Source organism: Mucilaginibacter ginsenosidivorax (assembly GCF_007971525.1).
Classification (GTDB): Bacteria; Bacteroidota; Bacteroidia; order Sphingobacteriales; family Sphingobacteriaceae; genus Mucilaginibacter; species Mucilaginibacter ginsenosidivorax.
The window spans coordinates 799,571-815,957 of record NZ_CP042437.1 but is presented as its reverse complement, the minus strand read 5'-3'; the positions used below and the strand labels follow the sequence as shown (position 1 = coordinate 815,957).

Annotated in this window: 18 protein-coding genes; 13 read left to right on the top strand and 5 right to left on the bottom strand. The window is 41.7% G+C overall.

The features are described 5' to 3' along the window. Window positions 1-130 precede the first annotated feature (130 nt). Window positions 131-562: a DUF1801 domain-containing protein gene (locus FSB76_RS03400; protein ID WP_147052195.1), complete on the top strand. Its 432-nt coding sequence runs from the start codon at window positions 131-133 to the stop codon at window positions 560-562. Between the two features lie 140 nt (window positions 563-702). Here FSB76_RS03400 and FSB76_RS03395 read toward each other — a convergent pair whose 3' ends face one another. After that, window positions 703-1,050 (bottom strand): winged helix-turn-helix transcriptional regulator, encoded by a 348-nt coding sequence (locus FSB76_RS03395; protein WP_147052194.1) that lies wholly within the window; start codon window positions 1,048-1,050, stop codon window positions 703-705. A gap of 106 nt (window positions 1,051-1,156) precedes the next feature. Between FSB76_RS03395 and FSB76_RS03390 the strand changes: the two genes are divergently transcribed. The 3 genes from FSB76_RS03390 to FSB76_RS03380 all read left to right on the top strand — a co-directional run bounded on the left by FSB76_RS03390 (window position 1,157) and on the right by FSB76_RS03380 (window position 3,512). After that, window positions 1,157-1,753 carry a short chain dehydrogenase gene (locus FSB76_RS03390; protein ID WP_147052193.1) on the top strand — a complete coding sequence of 199 codons (597 nt, stop codon included), beginning with the start codon at window positions 1,157-1,159 and terminating at the stop codon, window positions 1,751-1,753. A 171-nt stretch (window positions 1,754-1,924) separates the two neighbouring features. Then, window positions 1,925-2,986, top strand: a complete 1,062-nt coding sequence (locus tag FSB76_RS03385) for an acetylxylan esterase (protein ID WP_147052192.1) — start codon at window positions 1,925-1,927, stop codon at window positions 2,984-2,986. A gap of 82 nt (window positions 2,987-3,068) precedes the next feature. After that, on the top strand, window positions 3,069-3,512 hold the full coding sequence (locus tag FSB76_RS03380; protein WP_147052191.1) for a DoxX family membrane protein: 444 nt from the start codon (window positions 3,069-3,071) through the stop codon (window positions 3,510-3,512). 61 nt (window positions 3,513-3,573) lie between these two features. Here FSB76_RS03380 and FSB76_RS03375 read toward each other — a convergent pair whose 3' ends face one another. The 3 genes from FSB76_RS03375 to FSB76_RS32675 form a co-directional block, all read right to left on the bottom strand. Next, window positions 3,574-4,104 (bottom strand): hypothetical protein, encoded by a 531-nt coding sequence (locus FSB76_RS03375; protein ID WP_147052190.1) that lies wholly within the window; start codon window positions 4,102-4,104, stop codon window positions 3,574-3,576. A gap of 177 nt (window positions 4,105-4,281) precedes the next feature. Continuing rightward, the gene (locus FSB76_RS03370) at window positions 4,282-5,169 is read right to left on the bottom strand and encodes a dienelactone hydrolase family protein (RefSeq protein ID WP_147052189.1); all 888 of its coding nucleotides are present in this window, start codon (window positions 5,167-5,169) and stop codon (window positions 4,282-4,284) included. 288 nt (window positions 5,170-5,457) lie between these two features. Further along, window positions 5,458-5,586, bottom strand: a complete 129-nt coding sequence (locus tag FSB76_RS32675; protein WP_262713502.1) for a hypothetical protein — start codon at window positions 5,584-5,586, stop codon at window positions 5,458-5,460. 459 nt (window positions 5,587-6,045) lie between these two features. Here FSB76_RS32675 and FSB76_RS03365 point away from each other — a divergent pair, with 459 nt between their 5' ends. The 3 genes from FSB76_RS03365 to FSB76_RS03355 all read left to right on the top strand — a co-directional run bounded on the left by FSB76_RS03365 (window position 6,046) and on the right by FSB76_RS03355 (window position 9,402). Next, window positions 6,046-8,346, top strand: a complete 2,301-nt coding sequence (locus FSB76_RS03365) for an ATP-dependent helicase (RefSeq protein WP_147052188.1) — start codon at window positions 6,046-6,048, stop codon at window positions 8,344-8,346. Between the two features lie 150 nt (window positions 8,347-8,496). Then, window positions 8,497-8,865: a helix-turn-helix domain-containing protein gene (locus tag FSB76_RS03360; protein WP_147052187.1), complete on the top strand. Its 369-nt coding sequence runs from the start codon at window positions 8,497-8,499 to the stop codon at window positions 8,863-8,865. A gap of 234 nt (window positions 8,866-9,099) precedes the next feature. Next, on the top strand, window positions 9,100-9,402 hold the full coding sequence (locus tag FSB76_RS03355) for a hypothetical protein (RefSeq protein WP_147052186.1): 303 nt from the start codon (window positions 9,100-9,102) through the stop codon (window positions 9,400-9,402). A 171-nt stretch (window positions 9,403-9,573) separates the two neighbouring features. On the opposite strand, the gene FSB76_RS03350 is transcribed toward FSB76_RS03355, so the two are convergent. Next, window positions 9,574-11,004 carry a tetratricopeptide repeat protein gene (locus tag FSB76_RS03350; protein WP_147052185.1) on the bottom strand — a complete coding sequence of 477 codons (1,431 nt, stop codon included), beginning with the start codon at window positions 11,002-11,004 and terminating at the stop codon, window positions 9,574-9,576. Window positions 11,005-11,779: 775 nt separating this feature from the next. Between FSB76_RS03350 and FSB76_RS32040 the strand changes: the two genes are divergently transcribed. The 6 genes from FSB76_RS32040 to FSB76_RS03335 all read left to right on the top strand — a co-directional run bounded on the left by FSB76_RS32040 (window position 11,780) and on the right by FSB76_RS03335 (window position 16,294). Next, entirely contained in the window at window positions 11,780-11,923 is a 144-nt protein-coding gene (locus tag FSB76_RS32040) for a hypothetical protein (protein WP_158642830.1), read from the top strand. Between the two features lie 54 nt (window positions 11,924-11,977). Further along, window positions 11,978-12,133 carry a hypothetical protein gene (locus tag FSB76_RS32035; protein ID WP_158642829.1) on the top strand — a complete coding sequence of 52 codons (156 nt, stop codon included), beginning with the start codon at window positions 11,978-11,980 and terminating at the stop codon, window positions 12,131-12,133. Window positions 12,134-12,199: 66 nt separating this feature from the next. Next, the gene (locus FSB76_RS32325) at window positions 12,200-13,153 is read left to right on the top strand and encodes a hypothetical protein (RefSeq protein WP_192910122.1); all 954 of its coding nucleotides are present in this window, start codon (window positions 12,200-12,202) and stop codon (window positions 13,151-13,153) included. A 48-nt stretch (window positions 13,154-13,201) separates the two neighbouring features. Further along, a complete protein-coding gene (locus FSB76_RS32030; protein ID WP_158642827.1) occupies window positions 13,202-13,372 on the top strand; it encodes a hypothetical protein in 171 nt (56 codons plus the stop codon). A 436-nt stretch (window positions 13,373-13,808) separates the two neighbouring features. Further along, window positions 13,809-15,182, top strand: coding sequence for a dipeptidase (locus FSB76_RS03340; RefSeq protein WP_147052184.1), 1,374 nt, complete (start codon window positions 13,809-13,811; stop codon window positions 15,180-15,182). A gap of 158 nt (window positions 15,183-15,340) precedes the next feature. Then, complete coding sequence (locus FSB76_RS03335; protein ID WP_147052183.1) at window positions 15,341-16,294, top strand: hypothetical protein; 954 nt, start codon at window positions 15,341-15,343, stop codon at window positions 16,292-16,294. The last annotated feature ends 93 nt before the right edge of the window (window positions 16,295-16,387 follow it).

The window sequence follows — 16,387 nt, the reverse complement described above, 5'->3', positions numbered from 1 at the left end:
TTGAATGGTGGACCAAAGCAAAGAGCAAGGTACTTTCGGAGAAACATAAAAGAAGCGAATTGGTGAATGGCCAAAAACAAAGCCAGCTTTTGAAAAACTGGATTAATCAACCCATAATTCAATATTTGATATGAACGTACAAGAACAAATCAAAACGTATATTGCCAGCCAGCCCGAACCCAAACGTGGTGAAATGCAGGAGTTGCATGAGTTTATACTACGGGTGTTACCAGGATATAAACTATGGTTTCTTGATGGTAAAGACAGCGAAAATAAAACGGTTTCAAATCCTAATATAGGATACGGGTCTTACACTATTAAATATGCCGATGGCAAAACCAGGGATTTTTATCAGATTGGCCTGAGCGCAAACACAACCGGAATATCTGTTTATATCCTCGGCATCAAGGATAAAACGTACTTAGCCCAAACGTTTGGAAAAACATTAGGCAAGGCGAGCGTGACTGGCTATTGCATTAAGTTTAAAACAGTAAAAGATATCAACCTTGGCATACTTGAAACAGCAATACGCTATGGCGTTGCGGCTACAAGTGAAAGTTAAATTTCAAACCGGGATATTTACCTGTAATGTAAGCTTGGTGTTGCTGGCATCCTGGTCGAAATTATTGCGCGGCACCCGGCACAGTAAGCTTTTGTCGTTCCTTTAAGGTTGGCTGCTTAAAGTATTCGATGAGTTGGGGTTTATCCGGCTACCACAATGTTTTTGCGGCCCCAATCGGCCAGCAACTGCATAACATCGTTTAGCGATTGTCCTTTTTCGGTAAGCGTGTACTCTACTTTCGGTGGTACCTGGGCATATACTTTCCGGGTTATAATGCCATCGGCTTCCAGTTCTTTTAAATGCCTCGATAAAACTTTCAACGCTATGCCTGGTATTGTTTTATGTAGCTCGCCAAACCGCTTAGGGCCGGTTATCAAAATCCAGATGATAACGGGTTTCCACTTGCCGCCTACAATGCCAATAGCCGCCGTTATGGGGCAATCGCAAACCGGGTCGATATATTTTTTATTTATTTCTGCTGCTAACATATTGGTATTTAACATTAGTGACAAATTTGTCAATACTTGACAACAGTGCCATTACTTGACAAAAGTAAAGTATTGGCTTAATATTGTTAAAAAAAAGAAAGCTATTATGAAAATAATTATTGTAGGTGCCACTGGCACAATTGGAAAACACATTACCGAAGCATTACAAAAGGACAATGAACTGATAAAAGCCGGATCAAAAAGCGGCGACCTGCAGGTAGATATCTCTTCGCCCGAATCGATAGAAAACCTTTACAAGCAGGCAGGCAAGTTTGATGCCTTGGTTTGCGCAAGCGGCGATGGCCATTTTGGGCCCCTGGGCAGTATGAAGGATGCCGATTTCAGGATAGGTGTTAACAGCAAACTGATGGGGCAGGTTAACCTGGTATTGATAGGCCAGCACTACATCAACCCCAAAGGATCGTTCACATTAACTTCGGGTTCATTGGCCGAGGATCCGATTGTGCTGGGGGCTAATTTAAGCGCGATGAACGGTGCCATCAACGGTTTTGTACGCGGAGCAGCGGTTGAACTTGAAAACAACGTACGTATAAATGCTGTAGCACCTGATGTGGTAGAAGAATCGCCGGCCTATTTCCCATATTTTCATGGGCATATCCCGGTGAGCATGCACCGGGTAACGCAGGCGTACCTCAAAAGCGTGCTGGGCAGCCAAACCGGGCAGGTTTATAAAGTACTGTAATAAGGGCGGTAGCGCTTTATGGATAAATGCATTTGGCCTGCGGCTGGCTGAAATACCAGCCCCGGGCCGAATGCATTTGAGCAAAAATACAATCCCTGAAATACACACTTAATGGTATTGTTACAAATATTAAGCGCTATGTTTTATACATTGTGCCCATAAACCAGTTTCATGATGTTGTTTAAAACCAGGATACTTTACCCAACTGTTGCGTTGTGGTTGTGCTCATTTGCTTCATTCTCACAACAAATAAACTATCCGCCTGCTGATAAAGTGGCTGCCGATTTTAAAAAGCTGCTTGAAAGGCCGCGGGTTCCGTTAAATCCTGCTTTTGAGGTAACCAAAACAGATTCGGTTATCATTGAGCATGGTTTTATTTACAGCGAAAAAAATGAAAGGGTACCCATGCTTATTTACAAGCCGGTTACCGGAACCAGGGCGCACCCTGCGGTTGTTTTTTTACATGGCACGGGCGGCCGCAAAGAGGATAATAAAAAAATATTGTACCAGTTAGCCAAACGCGGCATCATGGGCGTGGCTATTGATGCCCGTTTTCACGGCGAACGTATTGCCGGCGGCGCGCATGGTTCAACAGAGTATGTGGCAGCCGCTACCGCGGCCTGGGAAAATAAGGACAAAGCCCGCCAAACTCACCCATTTTTGTTTGATACCGCCTTTGACCTTTGGCGGATAACCGATTACCTGGTGAGCAGGCCGGATGTTGATGCAAACCGTATTGGTATGGGCGGTATCTCGATGGGGGGGATCGAAACCTGGCTTGCGGCCTCGGCTGATAAGCGGATAAAGGTAGTTGTGTTGGATATTTCGGTACAAAGCTTCAAATGGTCGTTAGATAATGATAAATGGCAGGCGCGTGCAGGTACTATCCAAGGCGCTCATTTACAAGCTGCAAAAGACCTTGGCGATTCGGTTTTAAATAAACGCAACGTGAAAGCCGTATGGGATAAATTGCTGCCCAATATTACCGGCGAGTTTGACTGCCCGTCCATGCTTCGGCTGATGGCGCCGCGGGCGCTGTTGGTTGTTGGTACCGAGAACGATCCTAATTGCCCATTGCCCGGCGCAAATATTGCCTATGCATCAGCCATGCAGGCCTATGCCGCCAAAAAAGCGACGAGCAGAATTAGCCGCGATGTAACGCCGAAGCTTTTTCATACATCCACGCCGGAACATTTTAAAATGACGCTGGACTGGTTTAGTAAGTGGTTGTAGGTTAAGGTTTGCAGTTTAACAAAATAATCCAACGGCTAATGAAAGGATAAGTTTTTAACTTTGGTGTTTCAAAACATCATCAATGAAAAACTCATCAGGAATAGCACAATTAGTTTTACGTATCGCGCTCGGACTGGGCTTTATACTGCCGGTATTGGACAGGCTGGGCGTACTGGGGCCAAATGGATCAGCCGGAGTAGCCTGGGGCGATTGGAAACATTTTGTTGACTATACCAATACATTAACACCTTTTTTAAACCGTACTTTGGCCAATGTAATGGCAGCATTGGCCACGCTCGCCGAAATTATTTTTGGCATTTGCCTTGTAATAGGTTATAAAACTAAACAGGTAGCTTTAGGAGCGGCGCTGCTGACCCTTGCGTTCGGCTTATCTATGGCTGTTTTTTTGGGTATCGGAGCCCCGTTTAATTACCCCGTTTTTGTTTTTACCGGTGCCGGATTGGTTTTATCTGGCATAGGCCGTTATAAATGGAGCATTGATGATTTTACGGGTAATAAAATATAGTACCGCCACGCGTTAATGTCATTTGAAATATTTATGGCAGTGACATTAAAAAAACGGATAATCACTCGTACTTAATATTTTTATAAAAACGTTCAAACATCGCTATGTTTTTGTCATAAGTACCGGGTGTCGCCATAAAGTTTACAACATAGCCAATCCCGTTTTTGAAGATGTAGTATGATTTTCCCTTGTATTTCAGTCCGTTAGTTGATGTACTGATGATGAGTGAATTATCATTAGTGCCGTTGGTTTCAAATGAAGTAGTAGCCGGATTAGTTCTTTTTTTGTCAACTTCAATTAATTGTGCCAATGAATTAATTCCGGTTCTTTTATAAGCTGTTATGGATATGGAATTTTCGATGTCGGCATTTTCCAACTCGCTGTGGGTTAAAGGCAAGCCCCAATCTGCTATTGCGCGGTGCTGGCTGGTGTCGTTTTGTATCTGTCCGTACAGTTTCCAATCGCCCGGGATTTTTACTGCAAATTTGTAAATGTCATTTCTATATTCATGGGCGGTGCTGCGTTTGGTTTGGCCAACAGCATTTGACAAAATAACTAAACTGAAAATCAGGTATAGGTTAATCAATTTCATGCTTACTGCACAGTTATTTTTAATTAAAAATTCCAGACCAATCTTTACGGCGAAGCCTAAGAGTGGGTAAAGGGTGCAGCCACACCGGGTGAGTAATAACCGCAGTGCAATATACATCACTCACCTTCAGCGTTTAGCTAAATTTTAAATTAACTATGATCTTTTTATCATAAGGCGTTATTTCAACTGTTCGCCAAAAAAATCAATCGTACGTTTCCATGCCAGTTCGGCGGCGGCTTTATCATACCGGGGTGTGGTGTCGTTATGAAAGCCGTGGTTTACGTTTTGGTAAATAAATGCCTGGTACTTTTTGCCATTCTCTTTTAGCGCCGCCTCATAGGCGGGCCAGCCCTCGGTAATCCTGGTATCCAGCGATGCATAATGCAGCATCAGCGGGGCATTAATTTTAGGTACATCTGATACAGCGGGCTGGGCACCGTAAAAAGGCACGGCAGCTGCCAAATCGGGCACGCGTACAGCCATGGTATTGGCAATACCTCCGCCGAAGCAAAAACCTACCACACCTACCTTGCCGTTACAATCTTTATGGTTTTTTAGGTAATTGAAAGCTGCTATAAAGTCTTCTTCCATTTCGCCCTTATCGCGTTTGCTTTGCAGGGCACGGCCGGCATCGTCGTTGCCCGGATAGCCGCCCAGCGGTGTAAGTGCGTCGGGTGCCAGCGATATAAAGCCTGCCAGGGCCGCCCTTCGGCCTACATCTTCAATATACGGGTTTAGGCCGCGGTTTTCATGAACTACAATAACTCCACCCAGTTTATTTTTGGCCTCTGCCGGCTTTGATAGCAAACCTTTAATTGTTCCGCCGCCTTTTGGCGATGGATAATTAATGTATCCGGTTGTTAAACGTGGGTCATCGGGCTTAATTTGCACATTGCCCTGGTAATCAGGCATCAGGAAACTCATCAGGGCAGGTACAGTTAAGCCGCCAACGGCATAAAGCGATAACCTTTGCACAAAATCGCGTCGGTTAAGCCGGTTGTGTGCATAATCATCATACAGGTCAAACACCTCCTGTTTAATGTCGTCTTTGTTTATCTGGCTCATAAAAAGGTTTTATTCAAATTTAGTAATTCGGGGTAATGGTTTGTTATTCAAATGGTAACAGCTTTGCTACGTGCAGATGTTTTAATTATTTTGATAGATATTGTGCGGATGCAGGCGACTGCAGGAAATAAGTTTAGCCCAATGCTGAGTAGCGGGGCAAAAAATATAAATTGTTGGTGTGAACGTTACATATGCAGTAATCATTCATCAAGATGGGGATAAGCAATGCAAATTATAAACACAAAAAGCCCGTTGGCTTAAGTTAAACAGGCTTTTTGTGTGGCGCGTTTAAAGCAAAGGCTTTTTCTTGTACCTTTTGGCAATAACTTTCGCTGCGTCGGTTTTTTCCTGTTTAATAGTTTTAGGGTCGCGCATTTCTTTAGTGGCCTCGTTCTTTTCTTTCTCCCTGGTTTCCATAGTAGCAGTGTTTTAATTGTTATTAAGATAAGTTGCTTTCAGGTTAATTGTTTTTATTTTTCAATATTATAATGTCATTTTAATATCAAAAACAGGAACGTTTTTAATTTATAAGGGTGTTTTTTTGCTTCGGTATATGTATTACACGAATATATTAAATATATAGTTAATAACGAAGAGAAATAAATAAAAAAAATAGGCTAACTAATTATGGATGTGCAGTTTGCAAATGTGTAGATACTGTCTGAACCTGAATTTACCGAATTAAAGAATTTTCAGGATTTTAAGTTTGAACCAAATTCAATGGGATTCTAAAAATCAGTCAGTAAACATCTGCACATCTGAAATCTGAAATTTGCACATCCTAAAGCCCATTGTTAGTATTTCTATACTAATCTTACTTTCCCCTTTCGGCACAAAACCTTAATTTCGCTGCTTTAAGAAAAAGAGGAAAAGATTTTGGATTATTTACAGGGTTTAAACCCCGAACAAAGGGCAGCGGTAGAACAAACCGACGGACCGGTGATGATTATCGCTGGTGCCGGGTCGGGCAAAACAAGGGTGATCACATACCGGGTGGCGCATCTTATCCGCAAGGGTGTCGACTCATTTAATATACTGGTTTTAACATTTACCAACAAAGCCGCCCGCGAAATGCGCGAGCGTATTACGCATGTAGTTGGCCCCGAGGCCAAAAACATCTGGATGGGTACCTTTCACTCGGTATTTGCCAAAATTTTGCGCGTGGAGGCCGAAAAGATTGGTTACCCCAGCAACTTTACCATTTACGATACCGATGACAGCAAAAGTGTATTGCGCGCTATTATTAAGGAACTTAACCTTGATGATAAATTATACGCGGTAAACTTTGTGCTTAACCGTATTTCGGCATCAAAAAACAACCTGATATCTTTCAGGGAGTATAATAAAAACGAGCAGATACAGGCCGACGATACAGCTACAGGGCGTGGGCAGCTGGGCAAAATTTACGAGCTGTATGCTACCCGGTGCTTCCGTGCCGGAGCTATGGATTTTGACGATTTACTTTATAAAACCAACGAATTACTCAAACTGCACCCCGATGTGCTGAATAAATACCAGCACAAGTTTAAATACCTGATGGTGGATGAGTACCAGGATACCAACTTTTCGCAATACCTGATTGTGAAAAAACTGGCTGCAGTTAACGAGAATTTATGTGTTGTGGGCGATGACGCACAAAGTATTTACGCATTTCGCGGGGCAAATATTCAAAACATCCTGAATTTTGAAAAGGACTACCCGGATTTGAAGGTGTTTAAGCTGGAGCAAAACTACCGGTCGACCCAGAATATTGTGAATGTTGCCAACAGCATCATCAGCAATAACAAGGAGCAGCTTAAAAAGAATGTTTTCAGCGAAAAGGAAGCAGGCGATAAAATAAAGATCATGCGCGCCTTCAGCGATAATGAAGAGGGTAAAATGGTAGCCGAGTCGATTATGGAAGACAGGAGCCGCCTGGGCAAAAACTGGAATAACTTTGCCATCCTGTATCGCACAAACGCACAGTCGCGCTCGATGGAGGAGGCCCTGCGCAAGCTGGGTATTCCGTATAAAATTTATGGAGGCTTGTCATTCTATCAGCGAAAAGAGATTAAGGATTTAATTTCCTATTTCCGCCTGACGTTTAATCCAAATGACGAGGAAGCACTAAAACGTGTTATTAACTACCCCAAACGCGGTATAGGCGATACCAGTGTTGATAGGATAATTGTAAGTGCCGATGCCCACCAGGTAACCCCCTGGGAGGTAATTGCCGAACCGGCCAAATATTATGATGGTAAACCCCCATCAACCCTGGCGGCCTTTGCAACCATGATTCAAAGCTTCCAGGTGCTTGCTAAAACCAAATCGGCTTATGAGTCGGCTTTGTATATTGCGCAGCACTCAGGGCTTTTAAAAGACTTGTATGAGGATAAATCTGTAGAAGGGCTTAACCGTTACGAAAATATCCAGGAGCTGTTGAACGGGATCAAAGAGTTTAGCGAACGTGAAGACATCGAGGAGAAAGGCCTGGATATTTTCATGCAGGATATCGCCTTGCTTACCAATGATGATAAGGATAAAGATAAGGATGCCGATACCGTGTCGTTGATGACTATACACTCATCAAAAGGACTTGAGTTTTCGCAGGTAAACGTGGTCGGACTCGAGGAAAACCTTTTCCCATCTCAAATGTCGCTCAACTCGCGCAGTGACCTGGAAGAAGAACGCCGCTTGTTTTACGTGGCCGTAACGCGTGCCGAATCAAAGCTCACTATTAGCTATGCCACATCACGTTTTAAGTTTGGAACGCTTATTAGCTGCGAACCGAGCCGCTTTTTAGATGAAATAGATGCCAAATACCTTGAACTTGACTATAGCGCCAAAACAACAACCAGTAACAATCCATTTTTTGACGATGAGCGCAAGGCCTGGACAGGAGGGGGGAATAAGCAGGCCGATGCATTTTCGAAACCCAAGCCGGCAACATCGGCACCAATAAAAACAACATCGATATTGGCTAAGGCTCATGTGGTGTCGGCAGGCTTTAAACCGTCCGATACCTCAAACCTACAGGTAGGTATGGAAGTTGAACACGAACGTTTTGGCTTTGGCAAGGTACTTAGCCTGGAGGGTAACAAACCCGATGTTAAAGCAACCATTTTTTTTAAAGAAATTGGCCAAAAGCAACTGTTACTTAAATTTGCCAAGCTGTATATAATCAATAATATAAACTAACAGTTAATCCCACATTTTGTGGAATTGTTTCCCCGTTCTCGCTCCCGTCCCCAATCGATTGTGCGGGACGGGTGTATATTTTAAGGTAAATTAACAATGGCATAACGTTTGGTTATGTTTTTGAACTAATTTATTATTGATACCCCACAAATGAGCGAGATTACAAAAAAGAAGACAAATAAGTTTGTCGGCAAAAACATTCGTACCCTACGCCACCAGCATGGTTGGAGTCAGGAAGATGTAGCAAACCGGTTAGGTATTTCTATCCCGGCGTTTTCAAAAATAGAAACAGGTGTCACGGATATCAACTTATCGCGTCTTGAACAAATTGCAAATATATTTGAACTGAATGTGGTAAACCTGCTTGCACTTGATGCAGAAGAAATTGACCTTACCCCATCAAACCTCAGCGTAGCTCAAAAAAAACTTGTTGATCGTGAAGCGGAGATTGCCAACCTGCAACGTAAGGTAATATTGCTTTATGAAGAACTGCGCAATAAAAGCGCGGTGGCCGTATAATTTAATAGTTGTGCTATAAACCTAACACATGTGGGTTTATCATACAGTAATTGCTACACTTTGCTCATAACGAGTTTTTTAGATGTTAAATATTGATTAATTATATTTAACTAAAGGAAACTTTTGTAAAATTTATAAGCGGTATAAACATAAAAGGTTTATGCCGCTTTGTTATTTAGGTTTTTGGAGTAAAAATTGTTGCCTGTTTTTTACCCTGAAAAACAATATACTGTTATGTCCAACTACCTGATATCCATTTCAAAAAACGAAGCTTTAAAAGACGGCACCATTCATGATCCGAATAGCAAGCTAAAAGTTAAAGCGTTTGATATGCTAAGGTCAACCTTTAAACCCAGCAAGGGCGAAGTAAGGTTTTTTGTTACTGCCGGCAATGATACCATTGCGTTTGAAACGCAAGGTTACAAAAGGCACCGCCAGTTGCTGATACTGCAAATGATATCCTGGTACTGTATTTACCTGGGGCTTTTTGAAGCACAGATACACAGCACGCTACCAATGGCCTTTAATTTTAATTAGCGCAACCGCTTTGTTATTTGACGATAGGAGAGGGGTACAATTTGAAGCTGCATCGCCATAGCATTTATCATGCGGCAACGAAGGTAAATCCCGTTTTGATTTTACATCGCCGGCTACCACTTACCAGCACCCGCGTTTAATTTTGACTTTTGATTTTTTAATTTCGACTTATCAGGCCCTTGCCGGCCCGTGTAGCATATCGCTCATCTCGATAATCTTTTCATCAATTTCAGATACACATTTATCCATCATGGTGATGCATTCTTTTTCGTCAACAAGGCCTTCTCTTTCCAGGTTAATCAAGCCGCGCAAGGTTGCTATCGGCCCGCGAATCTGGTGCGAGAGGTAAGAGGAGTGTTCGGATAGTTTTCGGTTTTTTATCTGGAGGTCTTTTGTGCGCTCATCTATAATCTCTTCAAGATGGTGGTTTATTCTATCGAGGTTATCCTTTTGCCTTGATACTTCGCCGTTAAGCAGGGTAAGCTGGGCATTGGTTTTTGCCTTTCGTTTTACGTTGCCAAACAGCAGCCCTATTACAATAAGCAAAAGGCCTGCAACTATTGTTACGGCCCAAAACTTGGTACGGTCATATGCCTGTCGTTCGGCAATCCGTTCGTTCTCTTTTACTTGTTCCTCCTGCTTTCTGGTGGCCTCAATCAGTTTCATTTGTACCGATGTGTTGGTTTTAAAAGTGGCGCTATCCACTTTATAAATTTCGCGCAGGTAAAACATGGCCTTGGCGTAATCTTTACGATTATATTCCAACTCGTAGCTGGTATGTTTATAATCGTATTCCAGTTTAGGGTCTTTTACCAGCCGGGTATAGTTTATTCCCTCGTTTACTATTTTTTCGGCATCATCAAATTTTTTCTGGTTCATGTACAACGATGCCAGTGTTAAATCAATACTGGCAATTGATTCGTTCAAATCCTGTCGTTTAGCATTTGCATTAGCTTCCAGCAGCATGGCCAGCGCTTTGTCAAATTGCCCAAGTTTAAAATAAACCACACCAATATTCTGCGCACACTGTACCAGGTTTACCGAGTCTTTGAGCGACCTGAAAATTGCCTGGCTGTTGTTGTAATATTTTAAAGCCTGGCTATAGCTGTTTTTGCGGGTATAAACGTTGCCTAAGTTGAGGTTTAGCGAAGCAATTAAATCTATATTGTTTATTTTGTTGGCGATAGCCAGCGATTTAAAAAAATAATCAAGCGATTTATTGGCATCATGGTCGCGGTAAAGGTTGCCCATGTTATTATATACCTTGGCTTCGCCGCCCAGGTTGCCGGCTTTGGCAAAAAATGTAGCGGCACTCAAATAATTTTCGAATGATTTTTCTGGCTGGTCCAGGTAATAGTTGGCAAGGCCCAAAACGCGGTATGCCTCGGCTATGCCGTTGTTGTAGTTTAATTTACGCGACAGGTCCATAGCCTTTGTAGCGTCGATAACTGTTTGCTCGGGATCGGTTAAGCGGTTGGCCAGGGCTTGTTTATTTATGCGGATAATTTCACTGGTATCGGCCTTTGCATCTCCATCAAGATCCTTTGCGTATAAGGCAAAAGCGGTAAAAAAATATAAAAGAAATACGATGGTTCTTTTCATTAAAGCGCTGTTACGATGTATTGAAAGTGAAAGTTATAAATTATACCGAAATATATTGGCAAACGTAAAGAAAAAGATGTTGATAATTATTTTATAGAATTTTCTTGAAAATTAAAAAACATATCTATATTTGCTTTGTTAATTGATTGATATACAGTTGATTAATTTGTATTATAATGCGTCTTAATTAATATTTTTGAACATGAAAATTGAACTTCAGGCTGCTTTTTGGCAGTGAAAAATATTTAAAAGACGTTATATGTGTGTGATACGCTGCCTGTTGCTTAAATATAGTTAATAAAGTATAAAGTTGCTTTATTGATAACCGCAGGTTATCGTGTTTAAATCTAATAATTTATTTTATAAAATATGTAAAAAAGATGGCAAAAAAGCAAGATGTTTTTAAATTATTGCAAAATGTTATCGAAAAAAAGATGATAAAATATAGCTAAAAGCATTTTACAGGCTAATGAAAAAAGCCTTTACAAGTTTTTGGGTTCCTACTGTTAATTAATACTTAAAATAATAGAATACTAATATAAAATATTTATAAATATGAAAAAATTAACACTCTTAACATTGCTTGTAGCAAGCACAGGAGTTTTGTCATCTGCGGTTTTAATATCACAAAAAAAAGCTGAACAGCCCCGGGCCGCGGGTTTCATAAAAGTGGATTCGGGTTTTAAAAAAGACCTGGCAAATGCCGACTGATTATTAGGGCATTAAAAACGAACAAGAATTAGATTATTAAGCAAGTACACAGAAAATAACGATCATGAAAAAATTTATCACTATCACCCTGGCAATTTTGTTCACCGGATGCATCTTTTCTTGTAAAAGAGAAACCATAACCCATGAAACAGCTTCGCTGCACTCTTTTGAAAACAGCGCACGCAGGGACCTTGGTAGTGCCGACTAAAATTTCAATTGATCGACAAAAGCATTTAAAAAACTCAAAAAAATTAAAAACGACATGAAAAAATTCATCATCATAACCATTGTAAGCTTAACTGCAGCTACTGGTATTTTATCATCACAAACTTCTGTTAAACAAACAGCAAAACCAGAGGCTATATCCCTTGCCCCATCAACCTCGGCTTTCAAAAAAGATTTGGGCCAGGCCGACTGATAACACACACCGAAAACATTTATATAAGTAAACAAAATATTAAATCCCCTTCCTTAAAATAAAATCATGAAAAAGCAATCAATCATAGCAGTATTAGCACTGAGCACTATCCTCACATCATTTGTAAACGCAGATAAAAAAGCAGAAATTTTATCTAACCAAACAGCATTCACCGGCGGCCCAAAAAGAGACTTGGGTAATGCGGATTTCACAGGCGGTCCGAAAAGAGATTTAGGCAATGCAGATTTTGCTTTCACTGGCGGCCCAAAAAGAGACTTAGGTAATGCAGATTTTACAGGTGGCCCAAAAAGAGATTTAGGTAACGCAGATTTTGCTTTCACTGGCGGCCCAAAAAGAGACTTGGGTAATGCAGATTTTACAGGTGGCCCAAAAAGAGATTTAGGCAACGCTGACTTTGCTTTCACAGGTGGTCCAAAAAGGGACTTAGGCAATGCAGATTTCACCGGCGGCCCGAAAAGAGATTTAGGTAACGCAGATTTCGCTTTCACAGGTGGCCCAAAAAGAGACTTAGGTAATGCAGATTTCACAGGTGGTCCAAAAAGAGACTTAGGCAACGCAGACTTTGCTTTCACAGGTGGCCCAAAAAGAGACTTAGGTAATGCAGATTTTGCTTTCACAGGTGGCCCGAAAAGAGATTTAGGTAATGCAGATTTCACCGGCGGTCCGAAAAGGGATTTAGGTAATGCAGATTTTGCTTTCACAGGTGGCCCGAAAAGAGACCTGGGTAATGCAGATTTCACAGGTGGTCCGAAAAGAGATTTAGGCAATGCTGACTTTGCTTTTACAGGTGGTCCAAAAAGAGATTTAGGTAATGCAGATTTCACCGGCGGTCCAAAAAGGGATTTAGGCAATGCTGACTTTGCTTTCACCGGCGGTCCAAAAAGAGATTTAGGTAATGCAGATTTCACCGGCGGTCCAAAAAGGGATTTAGGTAATGCTGACTTTGCTTTCACCGGCGGCCCAAAAAGAGACTTGGGTAATGCAGATTTCGCTGCGTAATTGATTGCTTAGCAACCCGGTTTTTATAAACATCCAATATACAACATCATGAAAAAGATCATCATCGCGATAGCCATCATATTAACATCAGGCATTACAGCCTACTCCTTAAGTACTAAAGAAACAAAATCGGCGCCTGTTACAACAAAAACCGAAGCCGAATCATTCACAGCCAAGGCAGGCCATGGCCCCAAAGCCGATTTGGCTACAGCCGATTAATTTACAAACTGATGCAGGTTGATGTGTTCTTCAACCTTTTTAGATGCATCGGCATCATTTTTTATGAAAAACACTTTTGCGTTCCCTGGATTTTCGGGGAATTTGTGTTTAAAAAGGGATACGATAATTTCAAATTATAATTGCACAAATACCTACCCAGGCCCACGCTGTAAACTTTCCTTATAGCCGGCGGGGCGCCCGCCTTTAAACAGCTATTGGAATGAGTGACATAAGCATCAAACGATAACTTAATTGCACGATCATTTTAGTGTTAACCATGTTTAAATTTAAGATATTTATTATCAGATAGTTATAAATATTTATCTGAAATGTGTTAAGTTATGTTAACCCAATCAGATGCGTTGACCCTGTTGCCGCCGGCGCATCGTTCGCCCAAATCAATAAACATCAATATATTTGCGCCAAACTAAATACCATGCAGCACATAAAGCAATATGTTGATGAGCACAGGCAACGTTTACTCGACGAATTATTTGCCCTTTTGCGTTTTCCTTCGGTGAGTGCCGATCCCAAATACAAAGCCGACGTTTTAAATACTGCCGACCACGTGGCCCAAAAACTACGCGACGCCGGCGCCGATAATGTAGAGGTATGCCAAACAGCGGGCTATCCGATTGTTTACGGCGAAAAGATAATTGATGCTGCTAAACCAACGGTGCTGGTTTATGGGCATTATGATGTACAGCCAGCCGATCCTATCGAGCTATGGCACACACCTCCGTTTGAGCCCACCGTGCGCGATGGTAAAATTTATGCCCGCGGTGCCTGCGATGATAAAGGCCAGTTTTACATGCATGTAAAGGCATTTGAGCTGATGATGCAAACAGATACATTGCCCTGCAATATTAAGTTTATGATTGAGGGCGAAGAAGAGGTTGGCTCATCAAACCTATCCATATTTGTTAAGGCCAATAAAGATAAATTGAAAGCTGATGTGGTGCTGATATCAGATACATCTATGATCAGCATGGAGCACCCATCTTTAGAGACCGGCCTGCGCGGCTTATCGTACGTGGAGGTGGAAGTAACCGGCCCTAACCGCGATTTGCATTCCGGCGTTTATGGTGGTGCAGTGGCCAACCCGATTACTATCCTGAGTAAAATGATTGCCGCGATGCATGATGAAAATAACCATATCACTATCCCCGGCTTTTACGATGAGGTAATTGAATTAACTCCGGCCGAGCGTACCGCCCTTAACAACGCACCTTATGATGAGGCTGAGTACAAAAAAGATCTTGATGTTGTTGAACTTTGGGGCGAAAAAGGCTATTCAACATTTGAGCGTACCGGTACCCGCCCAACTTTAGAGGTTAACGGCATTTGGGGTGGCTACATTGGCGAGGGCGCCAAAACGGTATTGCCATCAAAGGCCCACGCCAAAATATCCATGCGCCTGGTACCCAACCAAACATTTGAGCAAATTACCCAACTGTTTACCAAACATTTCCTGAGCATAGCCCCGGCCAACGTTAAGGTAAAAATAACGCCCCACCATGGCGGCGAACCTGTAGTAACGCCAACTGATAGCATAGCCTACAAAGCCGCCCAAAAAGCCATCGCTGAGTCATTTGGCAAAGAACCCATACCAACACGCGGCGGCGGTAGCATCCCGATTGTGGCCCTGTTTGAAGCCGAACTTGGCCTTAAAACAGTGTTGATGGGCTTTGGTTTGGATAGCGACGCCCTGCACTCACCCAACGAGAAATACGATATTTTTAACTACTATAAAGGGATTGAAACTATCCCGCTGTTCCATAAGTATTTTGCCGAACTAAGCGGTTTTTAGGATTTATTAGTTTGGATGACTTTGGATAAAATATAACACAAAACAGCTGGCAACTCATTCGCCGGCTGTTTCTTTATAATAAAAACATTTCAAATTCCGATTTATATTGCAGTTGCAGACAGCGATTGCTATTTTCGCGGCAAAGAAACTTTAACCTTATGACATTTTATTACGCCAGGCCGCTGCTATTTAGCCTATTGTTGTTTGTTTGCTTTTCGTACCCGGCTCAGGCTCAGCTCGAAACTTTTTATAGCAGGGGTATACTCGACCGTATTAAAAACGGCAATACCCACGTACTTGTTAATGATACCTCGTTTCCGAGGGCAGCAGAATTTTTAGACGTATTTAAAAAGAACTGGACAATTACTAAAAGTGTAAGCTTTTTAAAAAAACAAGACCTAAATGAAAACGTAATTGCGAATGACACCTATTTTATACTCGAACCATATAAAATAGCTGCAGGGCATAGTACGGTTGTAATATTTACACTTAATCTTTTTACCCCTAAAGATAGAGCAATAAAAAAAGGCAGAAAATTTAGAGCCCAGGATGAAGATTGGTTAGCTCAAATACAACTTGGAATAGATAGAACTGCGATAGGAGAGGTTTATGTAGATACCGATATGGGCCAGTCATTTTCCTTTGATTTTAATGGCAACAAACACATTTTCAACTGGAGTCCTGGTTTTTTAAAAAGCTATCTGCAAATAATTTCGGCGGCGATAACAGCCGACAAAAAAATTGGCTTAACCCATGAGCAGACTAATAAAGATCAGGTAGCAAAACTAAAAAATCAAACTATTTATATTAACGCAGATGACTATCGGGATGGGGGAATATTCACACGCGACGGGCATAGTTTAGATACCTTAAAGTTATTTAAAGATGTTACATTTAAATACAAACTTATCAGCAATGAGGAATTAGATAAAAAAATCCTCGACGACAAAACACCAACGTTTTATCTTTTATCGGTTTTAACCGGGGGATGTAAAATGGTTAGTGTAATTAACTCCCAAACCGGCGAACAAATTTACCTTAGGTTTACAGGCGCAACCTGGAACTTAAAACCCGGAGATTTGAAGGATCTTTCCAAACAAATTGAAAAGTAAAGAAGGCCGATTGGACTATGTATGATATGGCCGGTGATAATTTCGCCGGCCATTTTTATTTTGGCACCGCTAAGAAAACAGCCGAACAGATCG